Origin of the sequence: Nakamurella sp. A5-74, assembly GCF_040438885.1 — a bacterium.
Lineage (GTDB): Bacteria > Actinomycetota > Actinomycetes > Mycobacteriales > Nakamurellaceae > Nakamurella.
Map to the genome: position 1 here is coordinate 3,621,736 of NZ_CP159218.1, position 19,851 is coordinate 3,641,586.

18 protein-coding genes are annotated in these 19,851 nt (G+C 68.6%); 6 read left to right on the top strand and 12 right to left on the bottom strand.

Translation table 11 applies throughout. The features are described 5' to 3' along the window. Positions 1-147: 147 nt before the first annotated feature. Positions 148-723 (bottom strand): TetR/AcrR family transcriptional regulator, encoded by a 576-nt coding sequence (locus ABLG96_RS16580; protein ID WP_353648434.1) that lies wholly within the window; start codon positions 721-723, stop codon positions 148-150. Between the two features lie 76 nt (positions 724-799). Here ABLG96_RS16580 and ABLG96_RS16585 point away from each other — a divergent pair, with 76 nt between their 5' ends. Then, a complete protein-coding gene (locus ABLG96_RS16585) occupies positions 800-1,462 on the top strand; it encodes an NAD(P)H-dependent oxidoreductase (protein ID WP_353648435.1) in 663 nt (220 codons plus the stop codon). Here the strand turns inward: ABLG96_RS16585 and dapE are convergent. After that, positions 1,447-2,532: a succinyl-diaminopimelate desuccinylase gene (gene dapE, locus ABLG96_RS16590; protein WP_353648436.1), complete on the bottom strand. Its 1,086-nt coding sequence runs from the start codon at positions 2,530-2,532 to the stop codon at positions 1,447-1,449. The genes ABLG96_RS16585 and dapE overlap by 16 nt on opposite strands. Positions 2,533-2,624: 92 nt before the next feature. Here dapE and ABLG96_RS16595 point away from each other — a divergent pair, with 92 nt between their 5' ends. Both ABLG96_RS16595 and dapD read left to right on the top strand, forming a co-directional pair. Beyond that, complete coding sequence (locus ABLG96_RS16595; RefSeq protein ID WP_353651559.1) at positions 2,625-2,864, top strand: glutaredoxin domain-containing protein; 240 nt, start codon at positions 2,625-2,627, stop codon at positions 2,862-2,864. Between the two features lie 66 nt (positions 2,865-2,930). Further along, positions 2,931-3,908 (top strand): 2,3,4,5-tetrahydropyridine-2,6-dicarboxylate N-succinyltransferase, encoded by a 978-nt coding sequence (dapD, locus tag ABLG96_RS16600; protein ID WP_353648437.1) that lies wholly within the window; start codon positions 2,931-2,933, stop codon positions 3,906-3,908. Positions 3,909-4,182: 274 nt separating this feature from the next. Here dapD and ABLG96_RS16605 read toward each other — a convergent pair whose 3' ends face one another. Both ABLG96_RS16605 and ABLG96_RS16610 read right to left on the bottom strand, forming a co-directional pair. After that, positions 4,183-4,398: a hypothetical protein gene (locus ABLG96_RS16605; RefSeq protein WP_353648438.1), complete on the bottom strand. Its 216-nt coding sequence runs from the start codon at positions 4,396-4,398 to the stop codon at positions 4,183-4,185. Positions 4,399-4,487: 89 nt separating this feature from the next. Then, positions 4,488-5,240, bottom strand: a complete 753-nt coding sequence (locus tag ABLG96_RS16610; RefSeq protein WP_353648439.1) for a TetR/AcrR family transcriptional regulator C-terminal domain-containing protein — start codon at positions 5,238-5,240, stop codon at positions 4,488-4,490. A 227-nt stretch (positions 5,241-5,467) separates the two neighbouring features. Here ABLG96_RS16610 and ABLG96_RS16615 point away from each other — a divergent pair, with 227 nt between their 5' ends. Then, positions 5,468-7,084: a DEAD/DEAH box helicase gene (locus tag ABLG96_RS16615; RefSeq protein ID WP_353648440.1), complete on the top strand. Its 1,617-nt coding sequence runs from the start codon at positions 5,468-5,470 to the stop codon at positions 7,082-7,084. Further along, a complete protein-coding gene (locus ABLG96_RS16620) occupies positions 7,084-7,659 on the top strand; it encodes an SWIM zinc finger family protein (protein WP_353648441.1) in 576 nt (191 codons plus the stop codon). Before ABLG96_RS16615 ends, ABLG96_RS16620 begins: the two co-directional genes overlap by 1 nt. Positions 7,660-7,741: 82 nt before the next feature. On the opposite strand, the gene dapC is transcribed toward ABLG96_RS16620, so the two are convergent. The 4 genes from dapC to ABLG96_RS16640 all read right to left on the bottom strand — a co-directional run bounded on the left by dapC (position 7,742) and on the right by ABLG96_RS16640 (position 11,816). Further along, a complete protein-coding gene (dapC, locus tag ABLG96_RS16625) occupies positions 7,742-8,878 on the bottom strand; it encodes a succinyldiaminopimelate transaminase (protein ID WP_353648442.1) in 1,137 nt (378 codons plus the stop codon). Between the two features lie 20 nt (positions 8,879-8,898). Then, positions 8,899-9,240 carry a ferredoxin gene (fdxA, locus tag ABLG96_RS16630; RefSeq protein ID WP_353648443.1) on the bottom strand — a complete coding sequence of 114 codons (342 nt, stop codon included), beginning with the start codon at positions 9,238-9,240 and terminating at the stop codon, positions 8,899-8,901. 67 nt (positions 9,241-9,307) lie between these two features. Continuing rightward, positions 9,308-10,000, bottom strand: a complete 693-nt coding sequence (locus ABLG96_RS16635) for a hypothetical protein (protein WP_353648444.1) — start codon at positions 9,998-10,000, stop codon at positions 9,308-9,310. Next, entirely contained in the window at positions 9,978-11,816 is a 1,839-nt protein-coding gene (locus ABLG96_RS16640) for an ABC transporter ATP-binding protein (RefSeq protein ID WP_353648445.1), read from the bottom strand. The genes ABLG96_RS16635 and ABLG96_RS16640 overlap by 23 nt, the downstream gene beginning before the upstream one ends. A gap of 58 nt (positions 11,817-11,874) precedes the next feature. On the opposite strand from ABLG96_RS16640, the gene ABLG96_RS16645 reads away from it, so the two are divergent. Further along, positions 11,875-12,492 carry a PH domain-containing protein gene (locus ABLG96_RS16645; RefSeq protein ID WP_353648446.1) on the top strand — a complete coding sequence of 206 codons (618 nt, stop codon included), beginning with the start codon at positions 11,875-11,877 and terminating at the stop codon, positions 12,490-12,492. Between the two features lie 31 nt (positions 12,493-12,523). Here ABLG96_RS16645 and ABLG96_RS16650 read toward each other — a convergent pair whose 3' ends face one another. The 4 genes from ABLG96_RS16650 to ABLG96_RS16665 form a co-directional block, all read right to left on the bottom strand. Then, positions 12,524-13,660 carry an ABC transporter permease gene (locus tag ABLG96_RS16650; protein ID WP_353648447.1) on the bottom strand — a complete coding sequence of 379 codons (1,137 nt, stop codon included), beginning with the start codon at positions 13,658-13,660 and terminating at the stop codon, positions 12,524-12,526. Beyond that, positions 13,657-15,210, bottom strand: a complete 1,554-nt coding sequence (locus ABLG96_RS16655; protein WP_353648448.1) for an ABC transporter permease — start codon at positions 15,208-15,210, stop codon at positions 13,657-13,659. Before ABLG96_RS16655 ends, ABLG96_RS16650 begins: the two co-directional genes overlap by 4 nt. Positions 15,211-15,442: 232 nt before the next feature. After that, positions 15,443-17,545: an ABC transporter family substrate-binding protein gene (locus tag ABLG96_RS16660; RefSeq protein ID WP_353648449.1), complete on the bottom strand. Its 2,103-nt coding sequence runs from the start codon at positions 17,543-17,545 to the stop codon at positions 15,443-15,445. 266 nt (positions 17,546-17,811) lie between these two features. Beyond that, positions 17,812-19,830, bottom strand: a complete 2,019-nt coding sequence (locus ABLG96_RS16665) for an ABC transporter substrate-binding protein (RefSeq protein ID WP_353648450.1) — start codon at positions 19,828-19,830, stop codon at positions 17,812-17,814. Positions 19,831-19,851 lie beyond the last annotated feature (21 nt).

The following is a 19,851-nucleotide window of genomic DNA, read 5'->3' on the forward strand; positions in this document are numbered from 1 at the left end:
GTTCACCCGACTGATGGGTGGACGAGCCGCTCGGTGCGCGCTCGTCGGGACGGAAGGCGCTCGGGTCGGCGGGCTGCTGGATCTCGGTCACCGGCCCAGCGTAGATCGACCCGAACGGTGGGTCTCGAGCACCGGGCGACCCGTGGGTCACGTCCTGCCGACGACCGAGACGATGAGCGCGGCGAGTTCACTCCTGGCCTGCTCGGGCGGAAGCGCTCCGGACACTGCGGCCTGCGACAGTGCTTCGGCGGCACCGAAGATCGCGGTGATCGACGCCGGAGCGATCCCGCCGGCCCCGCCGAACGGTGCCAGGATCCCTCGGCAGGTCTTCGCGTACGCCGCATCGGATTCCCGCTTGACCCGCTCCAGTTCCGGGGATCCCTGCAACGCGGCGAGCACGCCGGTCAGCTCCCGCCCCTGCGCCAACGCGCAGCCCACATACGAATCGGCAATGGCGTTCGCCCGGCCGTCCAACGAATCCTCGGCGGCTGCGAGAAACTCCTGCAGCATGGCGGTCTGCCGATCGTCGAACTCGGTGAACAGCGCGGCCAGCAACGCAGGACGGGACGGGAAGTGGGAATACACCACGGGTTTCGCGACGCCGGCGCGCTCGGCCAGCCGGCCGAGCGTGAGCGCGTCCGTTCCCTCGGCTCTGACCAGCGCCCACGCCTCGGCGACCAGTTGGTCGTACCGGTCGGCGCGCGAGAGCCGCTGTCGCACCATCGGGCACCTCCTTGCGCTATGTACTAGTCGTAACTTACTCTTGGTACATAACCGTCTGCCCCGAGAGGAACCATCCATGTCCAGCCTCGTCGTAGTGTCCCATCCCGATCCGGACTCCCTCACCCAGAACGTTGCGCGGGCGACAGTGCAGGCGATCCGCGCCACGGGCGACCGCGTCGAGCTCGCCGACCTCAGCGCCGAGGGATTCGACCCGCGGTTCTCGCAGGGCGACCTGGACCTGTTCCGGGGCAACGCAATCACTCCTGCCGACGTGCGCTCGGAGCAGGAGCGGATCGATCGCGCAGAGCACCTCGTGCTGGTGTTCCCGATGTACTGGTGGTCGATGCCCGCCCTGCTCAAGGGCTGGATCGACCGGGTCTTCGTCAGCGGCTGGGCCTACGACCTGGTTCCGGGCGGCGGGCTGGTCAAGAAGCTGGATCGCCTCACTGTCCACCTGGTCCCGGTGACCGGCGATGACGCCGACACCTTCGAGCGGCACGCTGTCTTCGAGGCCTTCAGCACCCAGATCGAGCGCGGAATCGTCGAGTACTGCGGCGCCACCCTCGGATCGACGACGTTCCTGCACGAGTCGGACACCAAGTCACGCGACGTGCTCGCTCCGGAGATCCTGGAGCTCGGTGAACACGTCGCGGCACGCATCGCCCGGGGTGGGGAGCGCAACGGCGCAGCGCAGGCGAGTACGCCGGTGCACGAGCGAGCGACTCAGCTGGTCAGGTAGCCGCGCAGGTTCTCCGTCATCTGGAGGATCTGGGTGCGCGACACCCATTCACCCCGGGTGTGCGCGAGCATCGGGTCGCCGGGCCCGTAGTTGACCGCCGGCGTGCCGAGCGCGGCGAACCGGGCGACGTCCGTCCAGCCGAGCTTCCCCTTCACCGATCCGCCCGCCGCCTCGACGAAAGCGGCGGCCGCCGGCTGCGAGAGACCCGGAAGTGCCCCGCCAGCATTGTCGGCGAAGGCCAGCTCGAAGCCGTCGAAGTGGTCGCGGACGGCCTGCGCAGCAGCGTCCGCACTCCGGTCGGGCGCGTAGCGGAAGTTGATCTGCACCACGGCCTCGTCGGGGATGACGTTGCCGGCCACCCCGCCGCTGATCTTCACCGCATTGAGGCCCTCACGGTAGGCACAACCGTCGATGTCGATGCTGCGGACGTCGAACGACGCGATCCGCTCCAACACCCCGGCGACATCGTGGATCGCGTTGTGCCCCAACCAGGATCGCGCGGAGTGTGACCGGGTTCCGCGGGTGGTGACGGAGAAGGCGAGGGTGCCCTGGCAGCCGGCTTCGACCTGTCCGTCGGTCGGCTCGGCCAGCAGCGCCAGGTCTGCGCGCAGCCACTCGGGCAGCTCGCGTTCGATGTGCGTCAGCCCGTTGCGGTCGTGGTCGATCTCCTCGCATTCGTAGAACACGAACGTCAGGTCGCGGGTCGGTTCGGTGACGGTCGCCGCGAGGTGCAGCAGCATCGCGTCACCCGACTTCATGTCCGTGGTCCCGCAGCCGTGGATCGCGTCACCCTCCGACCTGGACGGGACGTTGTCCGCGATCGGCACCGTGTCCAGATGCCCGGCGAGCAGCACCCTGCTGGGCAGGCCCAGCAGGGTGCGGGCGAGCACCGAGTTGCCGGCACGCAGCACCTCGTAGCGGCCCAGCTGTCGCAGCGCCGCCTCGACGGCGTCCGCGATCACCTGCTCGTAGCCGGAGACGGACGGGATGTCGACCAGCGTCGCCGTCAGGTCGGCCGGGTCGGCGGTCAGATCCAGCTGCACGGTGTCGTTCTCAGATGGGTTCTCCACCAGCGGAGGGTATCGAAGCGCTGCGAGGGGGAATGCTCGAGGACCTCCGGTTGCTGCAGCTGGGAGTAGATCCCGCAACGAAGGAGTTGTCCGTGTCCCAGAACTTCACCCTGTACTCGACCTCGTGGTGCCCGTTCTCCAACCGGCTCAAGTACGACCTGGACAAGGCCCGGATCGAATACACCGAGATCGACATCGAGCGGACCCCCGAGGCCGCGACGATCGTCGAGGGCATCAACCGTGGCAACCGCACCGTCCCCACCCTGGTGTTCGACGACGGATCAGCGCTCACCAACCCCAGCCTGGAGCAGGTACGCACGAAGATCGGCTGAGTGACCTTCGTCGTGGCGGCCGCCGCGCCCGACCAGACCTCTGCGCTGCCGCACTACCCTGACGCCATGCCTGAGCAGACCCCCTCCCCGGCCTTGACGTCCTCTCCCGCCTGCGGCCGCGGCCTGGCCACGATCGCCACCGCCGACGACTCGGTGCTGGACGTCTGGTACCCGGAGCCGGCGCTCGGGTCGGATCCGAGCAGCCAGCCGGAACTGGCCGCCGCCACCCGGACCGATCGCATCCGTGGGGTGCGGATCGAGGTCCGCGAGACCGTGATCGCGTCCCTCGCCGACGCCCCTGTCGACACCGCCGACATCTACCTGCGGCTGCACCTGCTGTCCGCGCGTCTGGTGCAGCCGCGCAGCATCAACCTGGAGGGTGTCTTCGGGCTGCTGCCCAACAACGTCTGGACCTCCCTCGGTGCGGTCCGCCCGGCCGATCTTCCGGCGGTGCTGCTCACGGCGCGCACCGCGGGCCAGCTGGTCACCGTCAACGGTGTCGACAAGTTCCCGCGGATGACGGACTTCGTCGTCCCCAGCGGCGTCCGGATCGCCGACGCCGGCCGCGTCCGGCTCGGCGCCCACCTGGCCGAGGGCACCACCGTCATGCACGAGGGCTTCTGCAACTTCAACGCCGGCACCCTGGGCTCCTCGATGGTGGAGGGGCGGATCAGCCAGGGCGTGCTCGTCGGTGACGGCACCGACGTCGGCGGCGGCGCCTCGATCATGGGCACCCTGTCCGGTGGGGGCAGCGAGCAGGTGACCATCGGCGAGCGTTGCCTGCTCGGCGCCAACGCGGGGGTAGGGATCTCACTCGGCGACGACTGCGTGGTGGAGGCCGGGCTGTACCTGACCGCCGGCACCAAGCTGGTGCTCGCCGGCGGCTCCGCATCCGGGTCCGTGCCGCGGACCGTGAAGGCTCGCGAGCTCTCGGGGATGTCGGGCCTGCTGTTCCGTCGCAACTCCCTCAGCGGTGCCGTCGAGGCTGTCCCCCGCTCCGGTTCCTGGGGCGGCCTGAACGACGTGCTGCACAGCAACGCCTGATCGGGGCCAGGTCGTTCTGCTCCGGGATCTCGACGCGCTCCTTCGTCGCTTGCTCGATCACCGGAAAGTCGCGGTCATTCGTCGCTTGCTCGATCACCGGGAAGGGCGATCGAGCGACGCAGGAGTCGAGATCCCATCTCCCACACACCCGGCTGTAGAACACTTTTCGCGCTGAGCAACGCCCCGGCGGAGTGCTCGCCGCGAGAACTGTTCTGCAGAGACTGCTTCCGCGTTGATCTGCTGGGGTCACGACGCACCGCAGATTCGGTGCCGGTCAGGTGCGGGCGGATCGTGATCCGCCGTACCGGCGGCGCACCGCCTGCCGGGGCGCGCCCAGCGCACCGGCGATCTGCTCCCAGGAGAGCCCGCGGACTCGTGCGCGGCGAACGCTGACCTCCTGGATCTGATCGACCTCGCGCTGCAGCCGGGCAGCAGCCTGCAGCACGGCCAGCGGATCGTCGCCGTCAGCTCCGGCCACCTGGGTTCTCATCGCTGCTCCTGTCGCCACGTCCATCCGGGATGTCAATCTACATTGACACCCGAGTAGGTGTCAATCTGCATTGACGCCAAGCTGCCCGATCAGTGCACACCCAGCGTTGATCGCAGCCCGTCCAGCAGCCGGGCCAGCCCGAAGTCGAACCCGTTGTCGGGATCTCTCGGGGCCCGGTAGTGCTCACCGACCGCCGTCCCGACGCGACCGGAGAGCGGGAACCGGTCCGGAGGCATCACCGACGTCAGTGCGGGGCCGACGACCGCCCACCAGTCCTCATCGGTCAGGCCGCTGTCGGCAGCCGTGCGCGCACCGATGCTCTCGCGGGCGTTGCCGATGACGAAGGCGGCGAGCGCGCCGATCACGTGATCCCTGGCGAGATCTGACATCGGCACCGATTCGATGATCTGCAACTGGGACTCATAGCGCTGCAACCGATGTGGCCCGAGCACCTGCCGCCACTGGGAGACCTCCAGCAGCCACGGGTGCGCCAGGTACTCCTCCCGCAGCACTCTGGCCATCGCGTCGAGGGACTCCAGCACGGCGCCCGCGACGGGCACCGGAGTATCGGCGGCGACCTGGTCGACCATCAGCGCCAGCAGGACGTCGCGCGTCGGCACATAGGTGTACAGGCTCATCGGACCCAGCCCGAGCCGGGCGGCCAGCGCTCTCATCGACACCGCCGCGAGCCCCTCGGCATCCGCGAGCCCGATGGCTGAGGTGACGACCTCATCGACGCTGACCCGCGGCTTCGGGCCCCGCCTGCCCGCCACGGCCGTCCCCGGGTCGGGATCGCGCCAGAGCAGCCGGACCAGCATCCGGGCCTCGTCCTCGGCAGTCATCTGTCCTCCTCGCGCGAACTACTACGTACGGTGTACGCTGATCTGGCCCGACTCCGTACACCGTACCCAGAGGAGCTCCACCACTGAGCACCGAAGCGACCTACCTGCCCGACCTCCACCAGTTCGCCGTCTGGTCGGCGCTGGATCTCGACGGGCCGGGTCGCGACAGCCGCCGGCTGGCCGTACCGGACGGTTCCGCCCTCGTCGTCCGCGACGTCCGCTGCGAGGTGATCGACGGGCACGAGCTGCTCGCCCTCCCGGCGACCAGCTCGTCGGTGCTCGCATGGCAACGCGCGGTGCAGCGGGCGGACCCGAATGTGCCTCTCCCCCTCGCAGCCCACGCGGAGGCCGATCCGACCGGCACTGCGGTGACCACCGCCGAGTACGCCCGCACCGCATTTGCCGACACGGTGGCTGCGGAGAGCGCGCTGAGCGGGGTCGTCCCGGCGTCGCTACGGCCCTATCAGCAGCGCGGCATCGCCTGGCTCCACCGGGTGGTCGCCGGATCGGGTGGTGCGCTGCTGGCGGACGAGATGGGTCTGGGCAAGACCGTCCAGGCGATCGGGCTGATGACGCTGCGCGCATCGCAGGGTCCGCAGCTGGTGGTGTGCCCCAGCGGACTGATCAGCAACTGGACGCGGGAGATCGCCAGGTTCGCCCCAGGGCTGATCGTGGACACCGACCCGACCACGGGCCCGCAGGAACCCGGCCGCGTCTGCATCATCTCCTATGCCGGGGTGCGCCTGCGGATCGACGCACTCGCTGACACCCGTTGGACCACAGTCGTTCTCGACGAGGCGCAGGCGCTCAAGAACCCGCGGACGCAACTCGCCCGCGCCACCCGTCGGCTGCAGGCCGACGGGCTCGTCGCTCTCACCGGCACTCCGGTGGAGAACACCCTGGACGAACTCTGGGCGATCCTGCGGGTGGTGGCGCCGACGCTGTTCCCGCACCAGGCGGTGTTCCGCCGCCGCTTCACCCGCGCGGTCGAGGCCGGCGACCGCGGAGCGCTCGACCGGCTGCAGGTCGCGGTCGCCCCGGTCATGTTGGCGCGCAGGAAGAGTCAGCTGTTGAACGCACTACCACCGAAGCTGTTCAACCCGATCCTGTGCGACCTGACCGACGAGCAGGCGAGGCTCTACGACACCCATCTCGCGGAGCTCGCCGACGATGGATTCGGTACCGGGTTCGAGCGTCAGGGCCGGGTGCTGGCAGCCCTGACGAAGTTGAAGCAGATCTGCAACCATCCGGCGCTGGTCACCGGGGAGCTTGCCGGCGGAGCCGAGATCCGCGACATCGCCGGGCGGTCCGGGAAGTTCGACGTCTGCCTGGCCATCCTCACCGCGAACGTGCGATCAGGCTCGCCGACGCTGGTCTTCACGCAGTACCGGCACACCGGGGAGTTGTTGGCGCGGCATGCTTCAGAGACGCTGGGGATCGACGTCCCGTTCTTCCACGGCGGGATGTCCGCGGCAGCGCGCGCCACGCTCGCCGACGACTTCCAGGCCGGTCGCACAGCGGAACTGATGGTGATGAGCCTCAAGGCCGGTGGCGTCGGGCTCACCCTGACCAGAGCCTGCGACGTGATCCACTTCGACCGCTGGTGGAATCCGGCCGTTGAGGCACAGGCCTCCGACCGAGTCCACCGGCTGGGACAGGAGCGCACCGTCACGATCACCACCCTCACCTGTGCCACCACCCTGGAGGAGCACATCGACGCGATGCATCAGCGCAAGGCGTCCCTGAACGCCCACGCGCGCAGCACTTCGCTGGTCGCCGAGCTGGCGGGACATGACGACGAGCGGCTGTTCGACCTACTGCGCCGTCGACGGGAGGGCAGCTGATGTCGGCCGAGTTCGGCTTCAGTCGGTGGGGCGCGGACGTGGTCCGGCTCGCCGAGCCGCTCAGTGCGCGGGTGCGCAACCCGCTCGCGCCCCGGGCGCGCAGCCTCGCGCGCAACCAGGGCGTGGAGCTCACGGTCACCGGGAGCGCGGTGGTAGGCCTGGTGAGCAGTGGCGCCCGGGCCTCGATCGCACGGTTGGAGTTCGCCGCCATGTCGAACGACTCCGCCGGCACCATCCGCGCGCTGCTGGGCTCCGCCACTGAACCGGATGACGACGTCCACCAGCGCGCGAGGACCGCCGGCAGCGGCGCGGGGCCGCAGATCGCGGCCGCGGACTGCTCGTGCCGCGCGCGGGGCGATCGGTGTGTGCACGTCCTCGCCACCCTCTACGCCCTCGCCGCGGCGATCGACCACCGACCCGCGCTGGCCCTGGAGCTGCAGGGCTTCGACCGATTCCTGGCAGCCCGGTCGGAGCCGGGGTCGGGGTCAGGACCGCAGCCGCAGCCGATCGCGCGGTGGACTCCGCTGGGAGGACTGGGCATCGGTGACTACTGGGACCCGCCCTCCGCTGGTTGAGCGGCAGCGGCGTGCTGCTGGGGGTCGACGTCGGGTCTGCTGCCGGATCGATCGCGTGCGCGGCTGACCCGACCGGACCGACTCAGCGCGCCAGCCGCTGCACGGCGGCGTCGACCCGCTCATCGGTGGCGGTGAGGGCGATCCGCACGTGCCGGGCGCCACTCGGACCGTAGAACGAACCGGGCGCCACCAGGATTCCGCGCTCGGTGAGCCGGGAGACCGTGTCTGCGGCCTCCCGGTGTTCGGTCGCCCACAGGTAGAGCCCACCGGCTGAAGTGTGGTCGTCGCCGATCGAGAACCCGTTGTCGGAGAACGCATCCCAGAGCTTCGTGCGCCGATCCCGGTAGCGGGACGACTGAGCGAGTACGTGCGCGTCGTTCTGCAGCGCAGCGGTGGCGGCAACCTGGATCGGGGTGGGCATCATCAGGCCGAGGTGTTTGCGCAGAGCCAGCAGGCCGTCGACCAGCCCGCGGTCGCCGGAGACGAAGCCGGCCCGGTAGCCGGCGAGGTTCGACCGCTTGGACAGCGAATGCACGGCCAGCAGTCCGGTGTGATCGCCACCGGAGACCTCCGGGTGCAGGATCGAGATCGGCTGCGCATCCCACCCGAGGTCGAGGTAGCACTCGTCGGACACCACCACGGTGCCGCGTTCGCGCGCCCAGGCGACGAGCTGGCTCAGGTCCTCGACCGACCAGATGATCCCGGACGGATTTCCCGGCGAGTTGATCCACACCATCGCCGGGCGGTCGATGCCGGATGACCAGGGCATGTCGGAGCGCACCACGGTGGCGCCGGCGTCCAGCACCCCCACCTCGTAGGTCGGATAGGCGAGCACCGGGATGACGACCGAGTCGCCGGACCGCACCCCGAGCTGCCGGGGCAGCGAGGCCACGAGTTCCTTGGAGCCGATCGTCGGCAGCACAGCGTGCTCCTCGAGGCCGGTGACCCCATGGGCGCGTTGCAGCCAGTTGATGTACGCGCGTCGGAGCTCACCGCGGCCCAACACCGACGGATAGCCGGGGGCATCGGCGGCGGAGGCGAGCGCGGAGCGCACCGGTGTGCAGACCGGATCGACCGGGGTGCCCACCGACAGGTCGACGATGCCGTCCGGGTGCGCGGCTGCCTGCTGCTTGGCGACCAGCAGCTTGTCCCACGGGAAATCCGGGAGCACGGTGGCAGGCGGGCGCCGGTCCAGCGGCAACCAGGAGGTTCCAGGCACGAGGGGAGTTCCGTTCCGGCTCAGGAGCCGTCGGTGCTGCCGTGTCCACCCATCGGCGGCAGCGCAGCGATCAGCGGATCGTCCTTGTGGATCTTGCCCGTCCGGGCGGCGCCACCCGGGGATCCCAGGTCGTCGAAGAAGTCGACGTTGGCGCGGGTGTAGTCGGCCCAGGCGGCCGGTACGTCATCCTCGTAGAAGATGGCCTCCACCGGGCACACCGGCTCACAGGCACCGCAGTCGACGCACTCGTCTGGGTGGATGTAGAGCATCCGGTCGCCCTCGTAGATGCAGTCGACCGGACATTCCTCGACACAGGCGCGGTCGAGGAGGTCGACACACGGCTCGGCGATCACATAGGTCACTTCTGCGCTCTCCTGCTGTTGCGGGGTTCCATCGGTTGCGGTGCCGCCACCCGAGGCAGCAGCACTGTCACGATCCAGTATCCACCCCTGTCCTGGGCACACCGCCCCCGGAAGGCCCGGACGTAGTGGGCGTCACGTGTTGCGCAGGTGCGACCACGTCGTCCGGTGTGCCGCCGACTGGGGACGGATCGGACGGACCGGACGGATCAACCGGGCCGGCCGGCCACGGCGGATCAGTCTGCCGCGCGACTCGCGCGGACACCGAGGTCGCCCACAGCAACGCCAGCTGCACCGCCGCGGTCAGCACCAGCACGCCCAGCAGGAGCAGGCCACGCAAGTCGCCGTCGGTCGCCTGGTTGGTCTGGTAGTTCATCGTCACCACGCGCAGCGGCAGGCTGAATCCTGGATTGCCGGCAAAGTACAGGAACACGACCACCACCAGGCACCCCGCCCAGGGCAGCGCTGCCGTCCACACAGCCACGGTCAGCTCGAAGGCCATCCGTGCGAGCAGCCAGACGAGTGCCGCGAGCACGATCGGGCTGACCGGCACCGGCACCGTCCCCCACCGCCAGGCGAGATGGAGGAAACCGAGCGCAGCTGCCAATGCCGCCACCAGCACGAGACCGATGACGACCAGCACGTCCGGCCACCGAGGCCCGGTACCTGACGACCGGCGCTCCTCGGCTGCCGGACCGGAGGTCACCGGCTCGGACAACGGGGTGGATCCGACGGTCGGGTCAGGATCCGGCTTGTCCGGCACGACCGTCGTTCGGCTTGTCCGCCTGCACCGAGACGCCGGTGATCGCATCGGCAGCGTGCGAGTCGGTGCCGAACACCGTCTCGTCGTCGTCCACCCCGATGCCCGCCGCGATGATGGCGTCGCGCTCCTCGCGGCGGCGGCGCTGCTCGTCCGGGTCCGGCACCGGGACCGCCGACAGCAGGCGCCTGGTGTAGTCGTGCTGCGGGTTCGTGAGGATCTCCTCGCGGCTCCCGACCTCGACCAGCTCGCCGTGCCGGAGCACCGCGATCCGCCGAGCCAGCATCTCGACCACCGCGAGGTCGTGCGAGATGAACAGGCAGGCGAAGCCCTGCTCCCGCTGCAGTTCCTGGAACAGGTCGAGCACCTTGGCCTGGACCGAGACGTCCAGCGCGGAGGTGGGCTCGTCGGCGATCAGCAGCTTCGGCTGCAGCGCCAGCGAACGAGCGATGCCGACCCGCTGACGCTGACCGCCGGAGAGCTCGTGCGGGTAGCGGTTGCGCATCGCCCTGGCCAGATGCACCTGGTCCAGCAGCGCCTCCACCCGGTTCGACAGGTCCTTGCCCTTGGCCAGTCCGTGCAGCAGCAGCGGTTCACCGATCGACTCGCCGACCGGCAACCGCGGGTTGAGGGAGCTGCCCGGATCCTGGAAGACGAAGGAGACGTTGCGGCGGACCGTCCGCAGGTCCTTCTTGTGCACCCCGACCATGTTGGTGCCGACGACCGTTGCCTCGCCCTCGACGAAGGGCAGCAGGCCCACCAGGGCGCGACCGATGGTGGTCTTGCCGGAGCCGGACTCACCGACCAGACCGACCACCTCGCCCTGCTGGATGTCGAGGTTGAACTTGTCGACCGCCCGGAAGGCCGGGTTGCGGCCGCGCTTCGGGTACTCGACGGCCACATCCTTCATCGACACGACGATGTCGGCGCCGACCGCGTCGATGCCGACCGAGTGGGCAGCTCGGCTCTCGGTGGTGGTCCCGCCGTCCTTGATGGCGCCGCCCAGGTGTGGAACCGCCTCGAGCAGCTGGATGGTGTATTCGTCCTGGGGCGTCTTGAAGACCTGGTGCGAGGTGCCGGACTCGACAACCTTGCCGTCCTTCATCACCATGATCCGGTCGGCCATGTCGGCGACCACGCCCATGTCGTGGGTGATCAGCAGGATGCCGGCGTCGACCCGGTCCTTGAGGTTGCGCATCAACCGCAGGATCTCGGCCTGCACCGTCACATCGAGCGCCGTGGTGGGCTCGTCGGCCACGAGCAGCTTGGGATCGAGGGCCAACGCCTGCGCGATCATCACGCGCTGACGTTGACCACCCGAGAGCTCGTGCGGGTAGGAGTCGATCCGGCGATCAGGGTCGGGGATCTCCACGATCTTCAGCAGCTCGAGCGCTCGCACGCGAGCCCGCGCAGGAGACATCGCCGAATGGTTCCGCAGCACCTCCGCGATCTGGAATCCGACGGTGTAGACCGGGTTCAGGGCCGTCATCGGCTCCTGGAAGATCATCGAGATCTCCTGGCCGCGGACCCGGCGCAACGTCCGCGAAGAGGCATTGACCAGCTGGTTGTCGCCCAACGTCACCGATCCGCGGGTGTGCGAGTTCTTCGGCAACAGGCCGAGCAACGCCATCGCGGTGGTCGACTTGCCGGAACCGGACTCGCCGACGATCGCCAGCACCTCACCGGGGGCGATCTCGAAGCTCGAGTCGACGACGGCCGGGTACCAGACACCATCGACCCAGAAGTCGATGCACAGATCCCGCACCGTCAGGATGGGGGTCCTGGCCGATGTCGGCTTGATCAGGTCGGGGCTGCTCATGGTCGGCAGTTCCTCTTCTCTACGGATGGGACGGCGACACGGATGGGACGATGACGAGGTGACCACGACACCCACGTATTCCTATCGTCCCGCCTTCGGACGCGGTCTGGCGATCGCTGTCGCCGTCGTCTGTGCGCTGGCGGTGGTGGTGACGCTGTTCCAGGACGGTTTCACGGCCGCCGGCGCTTTCGCGCCGTGGATGCTGCTCGTCGCCTGGGTGGTGTGGGCCTTGTTCTGGGCACCCGAGGTACGCGTCGACGACGCGGGCGTACATCTGGTCAACGTGACCAGGACGCTGCACCTGCCCTGGCCGTCGATCCGAGCGGTCGACACCAAATGGGCGTTCGCGGTGGTGACCGGCTGGGGTACCTACACGGCCTGGGCGGCACCGGCCGGGAGTCGGCGATCCGGTCGCCAGCTCTCGCCGGGAGACGTCACCGACCTCCCCGAGTCCACGTTCGGACCCGGCCGCTCGATCCGTCCCGGTGACTCGCCGAACTCGCCGTCCGGTCAGGTGGCGATGATGGTGCGTCGCCGCCTGGAGGAGTTGCGCAGGGCCGGTCATCTGGACGACCCCAGGCTGGAGACCGACAAGGTTCCCAGCCGCTGGCACGTCGAGTCGCTCGCGGTCGGCGCAGCGCTGCTGTTGTGGGGCATGCTCGCCGTGCTCCTGTGAGCGGCTGACAACGCTCGAGCAAGGTCCGGCGTCACACCTTGTCCTCGGGCGGGGCGACCGTCGGGCGGTCACCGCCGGACAGCAGACCCGGATCGCCGGCGCCCGCAGCCGCCGGGAGCGACGACACACCGGTGCCGGCGGCGAACTCCAGATCCTTGCGCTTGGGGATGCGCTTCTGACGCGGGTCGAAGGCATCGCGCAGACCGTCACCGATGAAGTTGATGGCCAGCACGATGATGATGATGAAGACGCCCGGCCACAGGAACAGCCACGGCCTGGTCTGGAACGACTGGGCGAAAGCACTGATCAGTGAGCCCAGGGACTGGTCCGGGAACTGGATACCGAAGCCCAGGAAGCTGAGCGCCGCCTCTGTGAGGATGCCGCCGCCCATCAACAGAGTGGTGTTGACGACGATGACGCCGACGGTGTTCGGCAGGATGTGCTTGAAGATGATCCTCATGTCCGAGGCGCCGGCGACCCGGGCCGCGTCGACGAACTCGCGCTCCCGCAGCCAGAGGAACTCGCCGCGCACCAGCCGAGCGAGGCCGGTCCAGGACAGCAACCCGAGGGCGAGCGCGACCGGCCAGATGCCGCGGACGCCGAACACGAACCCGGCGACGGCGGTGATCAGGATGATCGGCAGCGTGATGATCAGGTCGGTGAAGCGCATCAAGACCGAGTCGACCCAGCCGCGGTAGTAGCCGGCGACGGCGCCGATCACGGTCCCGATCGTGGTGGCCAGGATGCCGAGCACCACGATGACGACGAGGGTCTGCTGCGTTCCCCGCATGGTGGCCGCGAACATGTCGAGCCCGGTCTCGTCCTGACCGAACGGGTGATCACCCCAGGCCCAGTGATCGGCGAAGGGCGGGATGCTCAAGGTGGAGACGCCGCCGGGAAGACCACCGTCCGATGTCTGGCTGTACGCCCACTTCCACCAGCCGGGGATCGGACCCCACCCGATCGAGGTCGCGGCCAGCAGGATCACCAGCGCCAGCACCACCAGCGAGATCATCGCGCCCTTGTGGCGCAGGAACCGCTTGCGGACGATCTGGCCCTGGGACAGGCCCGCGGTCTCCTTCTGCTCGAAGGACGACTCGTCGGGGATCACCCCCGCGCCGCTGTCGGAGGGAGCCGAGTCGGGAGCTTGGTGCGGGATCATGGTCATGAGGAGGTCACCCGGATTCGTGGATCGAGGAAGCCGTAGGCGATGTCGGCGACCATGTTGAAGAGGACGGCGACGATCGCGGTCACCAGGAACACCGCCATCACCGGATTGACGTCGAAGTTCGTCAGCCCCTGCTGGAACATGTAGCCGAGCGACCGCCAGCCGAACACCGTTTCGGTGAGCACCGCGCCACCGAGCAGACCACCGATGTCGAACGCGACGATGGTGGTCATCGGGATCAGCGCGTTGCGGAAGGCGTGCCGCATGACCACGGTCCGCTCGGTGAGGCCCTTGGCTCGGGCAGTGCGGATGTAGTCCTGGTTGAGCACCTCCAGCATGCTGGCCCGGGCATAGCGGGAGTGGCCGGCCAACGAGATCAACATCAGCGTGATCGTCGGTAGCAGCAGGTGACTGAACGTGTCGTTGACGCCGATCCAGAAGTCGCCCTTGAGGTTCGGCGTGGAGGAGCCGATGGTCGCGAGCGGCCGGTTGAACGTCAACTGCGAGTAGGTCTTCCAGGCCAGCATCGAGCGGTCGATGAAGATGATCACCGCGACGCCGAACGCGGTGAAGGCGCCGGTCCTGGCGTTGAGGCCGCGGTCGTCACCACCGAAGGCGTAGCCGACGACGATGCCGACGACGACGGCGATCGCGAGCAGCATCAGCAGCTTCAGGAACGACATGTCGTCTCGCACGAAGATCAGCACCGGGTAGTACATGGCGATGCCGATGACCGCGGTGGTCAGCGCGGAGTAGAGGGCTCGTCTGTTGCCGACGCCGGCAGTCAGGGTGGTGATGCCGAACGCGATGGCGATCGCCAGGACGGCGATCACCACGATGCCGAAGCCCGGGTCGAGCAGCCAGTGCGACGCGGAGACGTACCAGGTGAGCAACCCGAACACGAGCGCGACGAGCGCGGCGATCCCGAGCCGGCGCAGGAACCCCCCGCGCAGCAACGAGAACGACACCAGCCCGAAGAACAGGGCGATGATCAGCATCCAGGTGAGGGTGAACGTCGGGCCTGCCGGTTGCTGGACGAAGTTGTTGAACTTGATGGCCACCAGGTCCTTGAGCAGGATGCCCACCCAGAACACCGGCAGCGAGAAGAACAGGAACGTCATGAAGGTGACGGCGTAGTCGAAGCCGGAGTACTGCCGCAGGGCGGTGACGATGCCGATGGTGATGCCCAGGAAGATCGCCAGCACGGTCGCGGAGCTGACCAGCTTCAGTGACACCCCGAGGTAGTTGCCCAGGTTGTCGTTGACCGATCCCGTGGTGCCCGGTGCGGTGTAGTTGCCGAAGTTGCACTTCCCGACGAAGCACCCGCCGATGCCCTTTAGCCACTCCCAGTAGCGGACGATCCGCGGCTGGTCGAGGTTCAGCGCGTCGGTGACGTAACGGATGCGCTGCTGGCGCGCGGTGGGGTTGGAGATGTTCAGCGCCGACTCGAGCGGGTTGCCCGCGAACGAGGTGAGCATGTAGGCGATGAAGCTCGCCCCGAGGACGATGAAGAATCCGGCAATGATGCGCCGAACGATGAACGTGACCATCTGAGGCGGTGCTCCCAGGGGTGTGGGGGATGGAGGCGTCGGGTCACGTTAGCGCACTGCAGGCGCCGACGCCCTACTTGTGATCCGGCTAGTTTCCGATCTGGCTCAGTACGGACGAAAGCGGCGTGCCGGGCCACGATGCTGCCCGTGCACGCCGCTTGTCTGCGTGCGACACCCAGCGGCCGGCGGAGGAGCGAACTCCGCCCGCCGGCCGGTGGGTGTCAGTGCGAGATCAGCTCGCGGTCGTCCACTCCCAGAAGTTCCAGAAGTAGGTCGGTGCCAGCGAGATGGTCGAGACGTTCTTGACCTTGTTGGCGTTGAACGCCGTGATGTCCGGGAACTGGAAGATCACGGTGCCGAAGGCATCCTCGAACAGAGCCTTCTCCACGTTCAGGATCAGCTCCTTCTGCTTGGCAGGATCCGGGGTGATGTTCAGCTCGTTCAGGTAACCGTCCACGGTCTTGTTCGAGTAACCGTAGAAGTTGTTCTGACCGCCGGTGATGAAGTTCGGCGGGATCTGCGAAGCACCGATCGACGTCGACTGCCATCCGAAGAGGGCGGCGTCGTAGATCTTGGTGTTCGTCAGCTGCGACGACCAGTCGGCGTTCTTGCCGTCGACGACCTGGAAACCGGCCTGGGCGGCCGACTCGGAGATCAGCTTGTACTCGTTCGCGCGACGGACGTTCTTGTCGGCGTACATGAAGCGGACCTTCGGACTGGTGACGCCGGCCTTGGCCAGCAGCGCCTTCGCGCCTTCGATGTCGACGGTGCTCCAGTCCTTGGAGCCGTTGTCGGCGACGACGCTGTCGTAGTCCGGCGAGCCGGGCACGACGTTGAACGACTGACGCAGAACGGCGTCCGGGTTCAGCGGCTTGATCAGTCGATCGACGATCTGCTGACGCGGGACGGTCTTCAGGAAGGCCTGACGGACCTCCAGCGCCTTCTGCTTGTCGCCACCGTAGGTCTTGGCATCGAACGGACCGCCGTTGTTCTGCGCGAGGTCGACGTGCTCGTAGGTCGCGCCGTCGCCGGTCAGCACCGTGACGCCCTGGGCCTTGAGGTTGTTGGCAGCACCCAGCACGTCGACGGTCGCCTGCGGCTGGATGATGTCGACTTCCTGGTTCGCCAGCGCCTGCACCGAAGCCATGGCGTCACCGATGATGCGGTAGGTGATCTGGTCGACCGACGGGACCGGTCCCCAGCTGCCGTCGTAGTTCGGGTTGCGGGTGAAGGTCATGTACTGATCCTTCTTGATCTCCGACAGCACGTACGGGCCGGTGGAGAGGTACAGCGACTTGTCACCCGGCAGCTCGGTGAAGTCGAAGCCGGTGTTCCAGGTGTCGGCGATCTTCTTCACGTCGGCGACGGCGGCCTTGTCGACCTTGGAGGCGTCGACGAACTTGACGCCATCCGCGTCGGTCTTCTCGGTCGTCTTGCCGTCGAAGGCCTTCAGGTCCTCGATCAGCTTGGCGGTGGCGGCGGCGGGATCGTCGATCTTGAGCGCCTTCTGAGCCACGGCGTGCGCGGCGATGCCGGACTGCAACTGGAACGGGTAGTCGACGAAGGGCTTGTCGTAGACGATCGTCATCGAGAAGCCGTCATCGGACAGCTCCGGGAACTTGGTGACCAGCTCCATCGACGGCGCGGCGGAGTCGAACGCGATCGCGCTGCTGGGCAGCGGCACGCCGTTGTCGTCGGTGGCCAGGACGCCCGTGTTGTAATGCCCACCCTGAGCGGCCCAGGAGAGCAACAGGTCAGCAGCGCCGACCGGGGTGCCATCGGACCACTTGGCGGCCTTGTTGAGTGTGTACTTGATGGTCAGCGGGTCTTTGGAGACCAGCGAGCACTGCAGGTACTGGTCGTTGTTGACCAACTCGAGCTTGTCGTTGTAGTAGAAGCTCTGGGCCTGGGTCAGGTACGCGACGTTGGCGTTGTACGTCGAGTTGCCGTGCGAGGTGGTGTTGTTCCACGAGGAGATGCCCTCGTTGAAGGACACGTTGACGTTGCCGCCCTTGGTGGCCGGCGCCGGATACGCGCCGTGCGGCGTGCCACAGGCGCTCTCGCCGCCGGGCGGGGTGGCCCCGCTGCTCGGAGACTCGCTGCTGCCGGTTCCCGCGCTCCCGCTGCTGCCGGTTCCCGCACCATCGCTGCCGCTGGTGGAGGGAGTGGAACCCCCGCCGTCAGAGGTGGCCGCCGAGGTAGCCGGGCCAGAGGTCGCGGACGTTGCCGCAGGCGAGCTCGCACCGCCTTGCTGGCCGGTGTTGCCGCAGGCGGAGACCACCAATGCAGAGACTGCGGCGAGAGCAGTGATGGCCACTGCGCGTGTTCTTCTCATGGATCAAGTCCTCCTCGGAGACCGACGGACCCCATCCTGCGGCCCCCATCGACCGTAGACATGTGCCGGGCGCGCGGTTGCTCCCTTGTCGTATCTGACCCGCCGACAATGGCGGACCATCCCGCCTGTTGGAACCCCCGTGCGGAGATCGTGACCAAAGGGTGACCGCAAAGCGTCCATTCGGCGCAACTGGTTTACATCGAAGTCACCTTGTGAGCGGTGGATCTGTTGCGCAGCTGCAGAGCGACCGCAGATCTTCCTTGTCCTCAGCGGTGGTCCCAACCGGCCAGGCCGGCCAGCGGACCGGTCCACAGCCAGCCGGCGCGGCTGCCGCTGAGCACCGACCGGAGCTCCGGCGCCACGGCGAACACAGCCTGCGGCTGGCCGAGCGGGATCACCGGCAGCGCGGCGAGTACCGCAGCGCCGACGTCGCTGAGCACCTGCCGGCCAGCGCTGCCCTCCGTGCCGTCCGCGAGCAGCTGCAGCAGCGTGGGTTGCAAATCCGCGTTGCACCAGCCGGCGAGGTTGGCGCCGTGCCGCAGGTCGGCGACCGCTCCCCCGGATCCGGGCGGGTCCTCGGTCGTCGTGCCGGCCGTGCCCGGGCTCTCCTCGACGGTCGTGCCGACCGTCGAGACCGGCGGGTCGGCGATCCCGGTAGTGGTGGTCGGCGGGGTGGCGCCGGTCCCGCTCGCCGCGCCGGTCCCGCTCGCTGCGCCGCTCGTACCGGAGCCTGCCGTCGTCCTCGCACCGGCCGATGAGCTGGTCGATGCGCCGGTCGACTGCGGGGTGGTGACCGCCGGCGCCGCACCTCCGACCGGGCAGCCGTAGGATGAGATCGCCTCGATCGCATCCGACGTTCCGCGTGGCACTTCCAGCAGGGCCAGGTCGACGTGTCGCCCGCCGGCAGCGGGCTGCCCCAGCCGGGCGATGACGTCGTTGTCGGCCACCACGTCGACACCGATCCCGATGCGGCCCAGCTGGGTCTGGATCAGCCGGGCCGTGCGGGCCAGCGCAGGGATACGCGTCGGATAGCCGAGGGTGAGCGTCAGCGGGAGACCGTCCTTGAGCACGGCCGCCCCCGCTCCGCGCTCCCATCCGGCCGCGGCCAGGGCAGCGGCCGCAGCCGTGGGGTCCGCGAAGACCCCCGGCGGCCGCGTGCCGGCAGCCGCGTCGACGGCCGGCAGCTGCACCGGCGAGCCTTTGGGGAGCAGACCGTCCGGACGTGATCCGGTGTAGGCGTCGTCGAGTACGTCCGGCACGAGCCCGGCAGCGATCGCCCGCCGGACGTCCGCCGACGCAGTGGCCCCGGCAGTGGTGTCCATCACCAGCGTCACCGAGGCGGCGAGCGGTACCACTGTGCGGTCGGGCGGTGGGATCAATGCCGAGAGCTGTTGCGCAGCAGCGTTTCCGGGCTCGAGGAGGACTGCCTGTACATCACCCCGTCCGAGTGCGGCGACCAGCTCGGTCGGGGTTCCCAGCCGGAGCACCACGCCGTTGGGGCCCGGTTGGGCCGCCCAGTACTTGTCGTTGCGGCGCAACGTGATCTGGCCGGTGACCGCATCGAAACCGGAGAACCGGTACGGCCCCGCCGTGACCGGTACCCCTCCGGACAGCCCGCCGAGGAACCCGCCGGGGGCGTCCTTGAGGATGTGTGCGGGCAACAGCGGCGAGAACATGCTCTGCCAGTCGGCGACCGGAGTGCTGAACGTGATCCTCACCTGCTTGCCGGCCGCCGCTGAGTCGATGCCGGTGATGAGCGCATAGGGAGCCGCGCCGCGGACCCCGGTCTGCTGCTGGAGCTGGTCCCGCAGATACCGGAAATCCTCTGCGGTGACAGGTGTTCCGTCTGACCAGGACGCGGCCCGGGAGATCTCGTAGGTCACCGTGAACGGATCGGTGGAGGTGACCGACGCCGACGTGACAACGGTGCCGTCCAGCTGCCGTCGTCCCGCTTCATCGACCACCGAGACCGACGGCAGGGTGAGCGCAGCGACCGCGGTGGTCGCGGTGGACGCGTCGGCGATCGCGTACGGGTTGAATCCCGTGACGACCGCGTCCAGGCCGATCGTCAGCGACGGATCCTCCGCCGCGGGGGTGGTGACCGGGCCCGAAACACTCACCGACGGGCTCGGCGAGGAGCCGCCGGTGGACACGCTCGGCGCACTGCTGGAAGACGGATCCGGTGGCTGCGGGACCGGCAGACCGGGTGGCGTGCAGCCGGCCAGCGCAAGTGCGGCACCCAGGGCGAGCGCCCGCAGCACGGGCGCACGCACGGGTCGTCTCACAGTGACCAGGGTAGAGCGAGC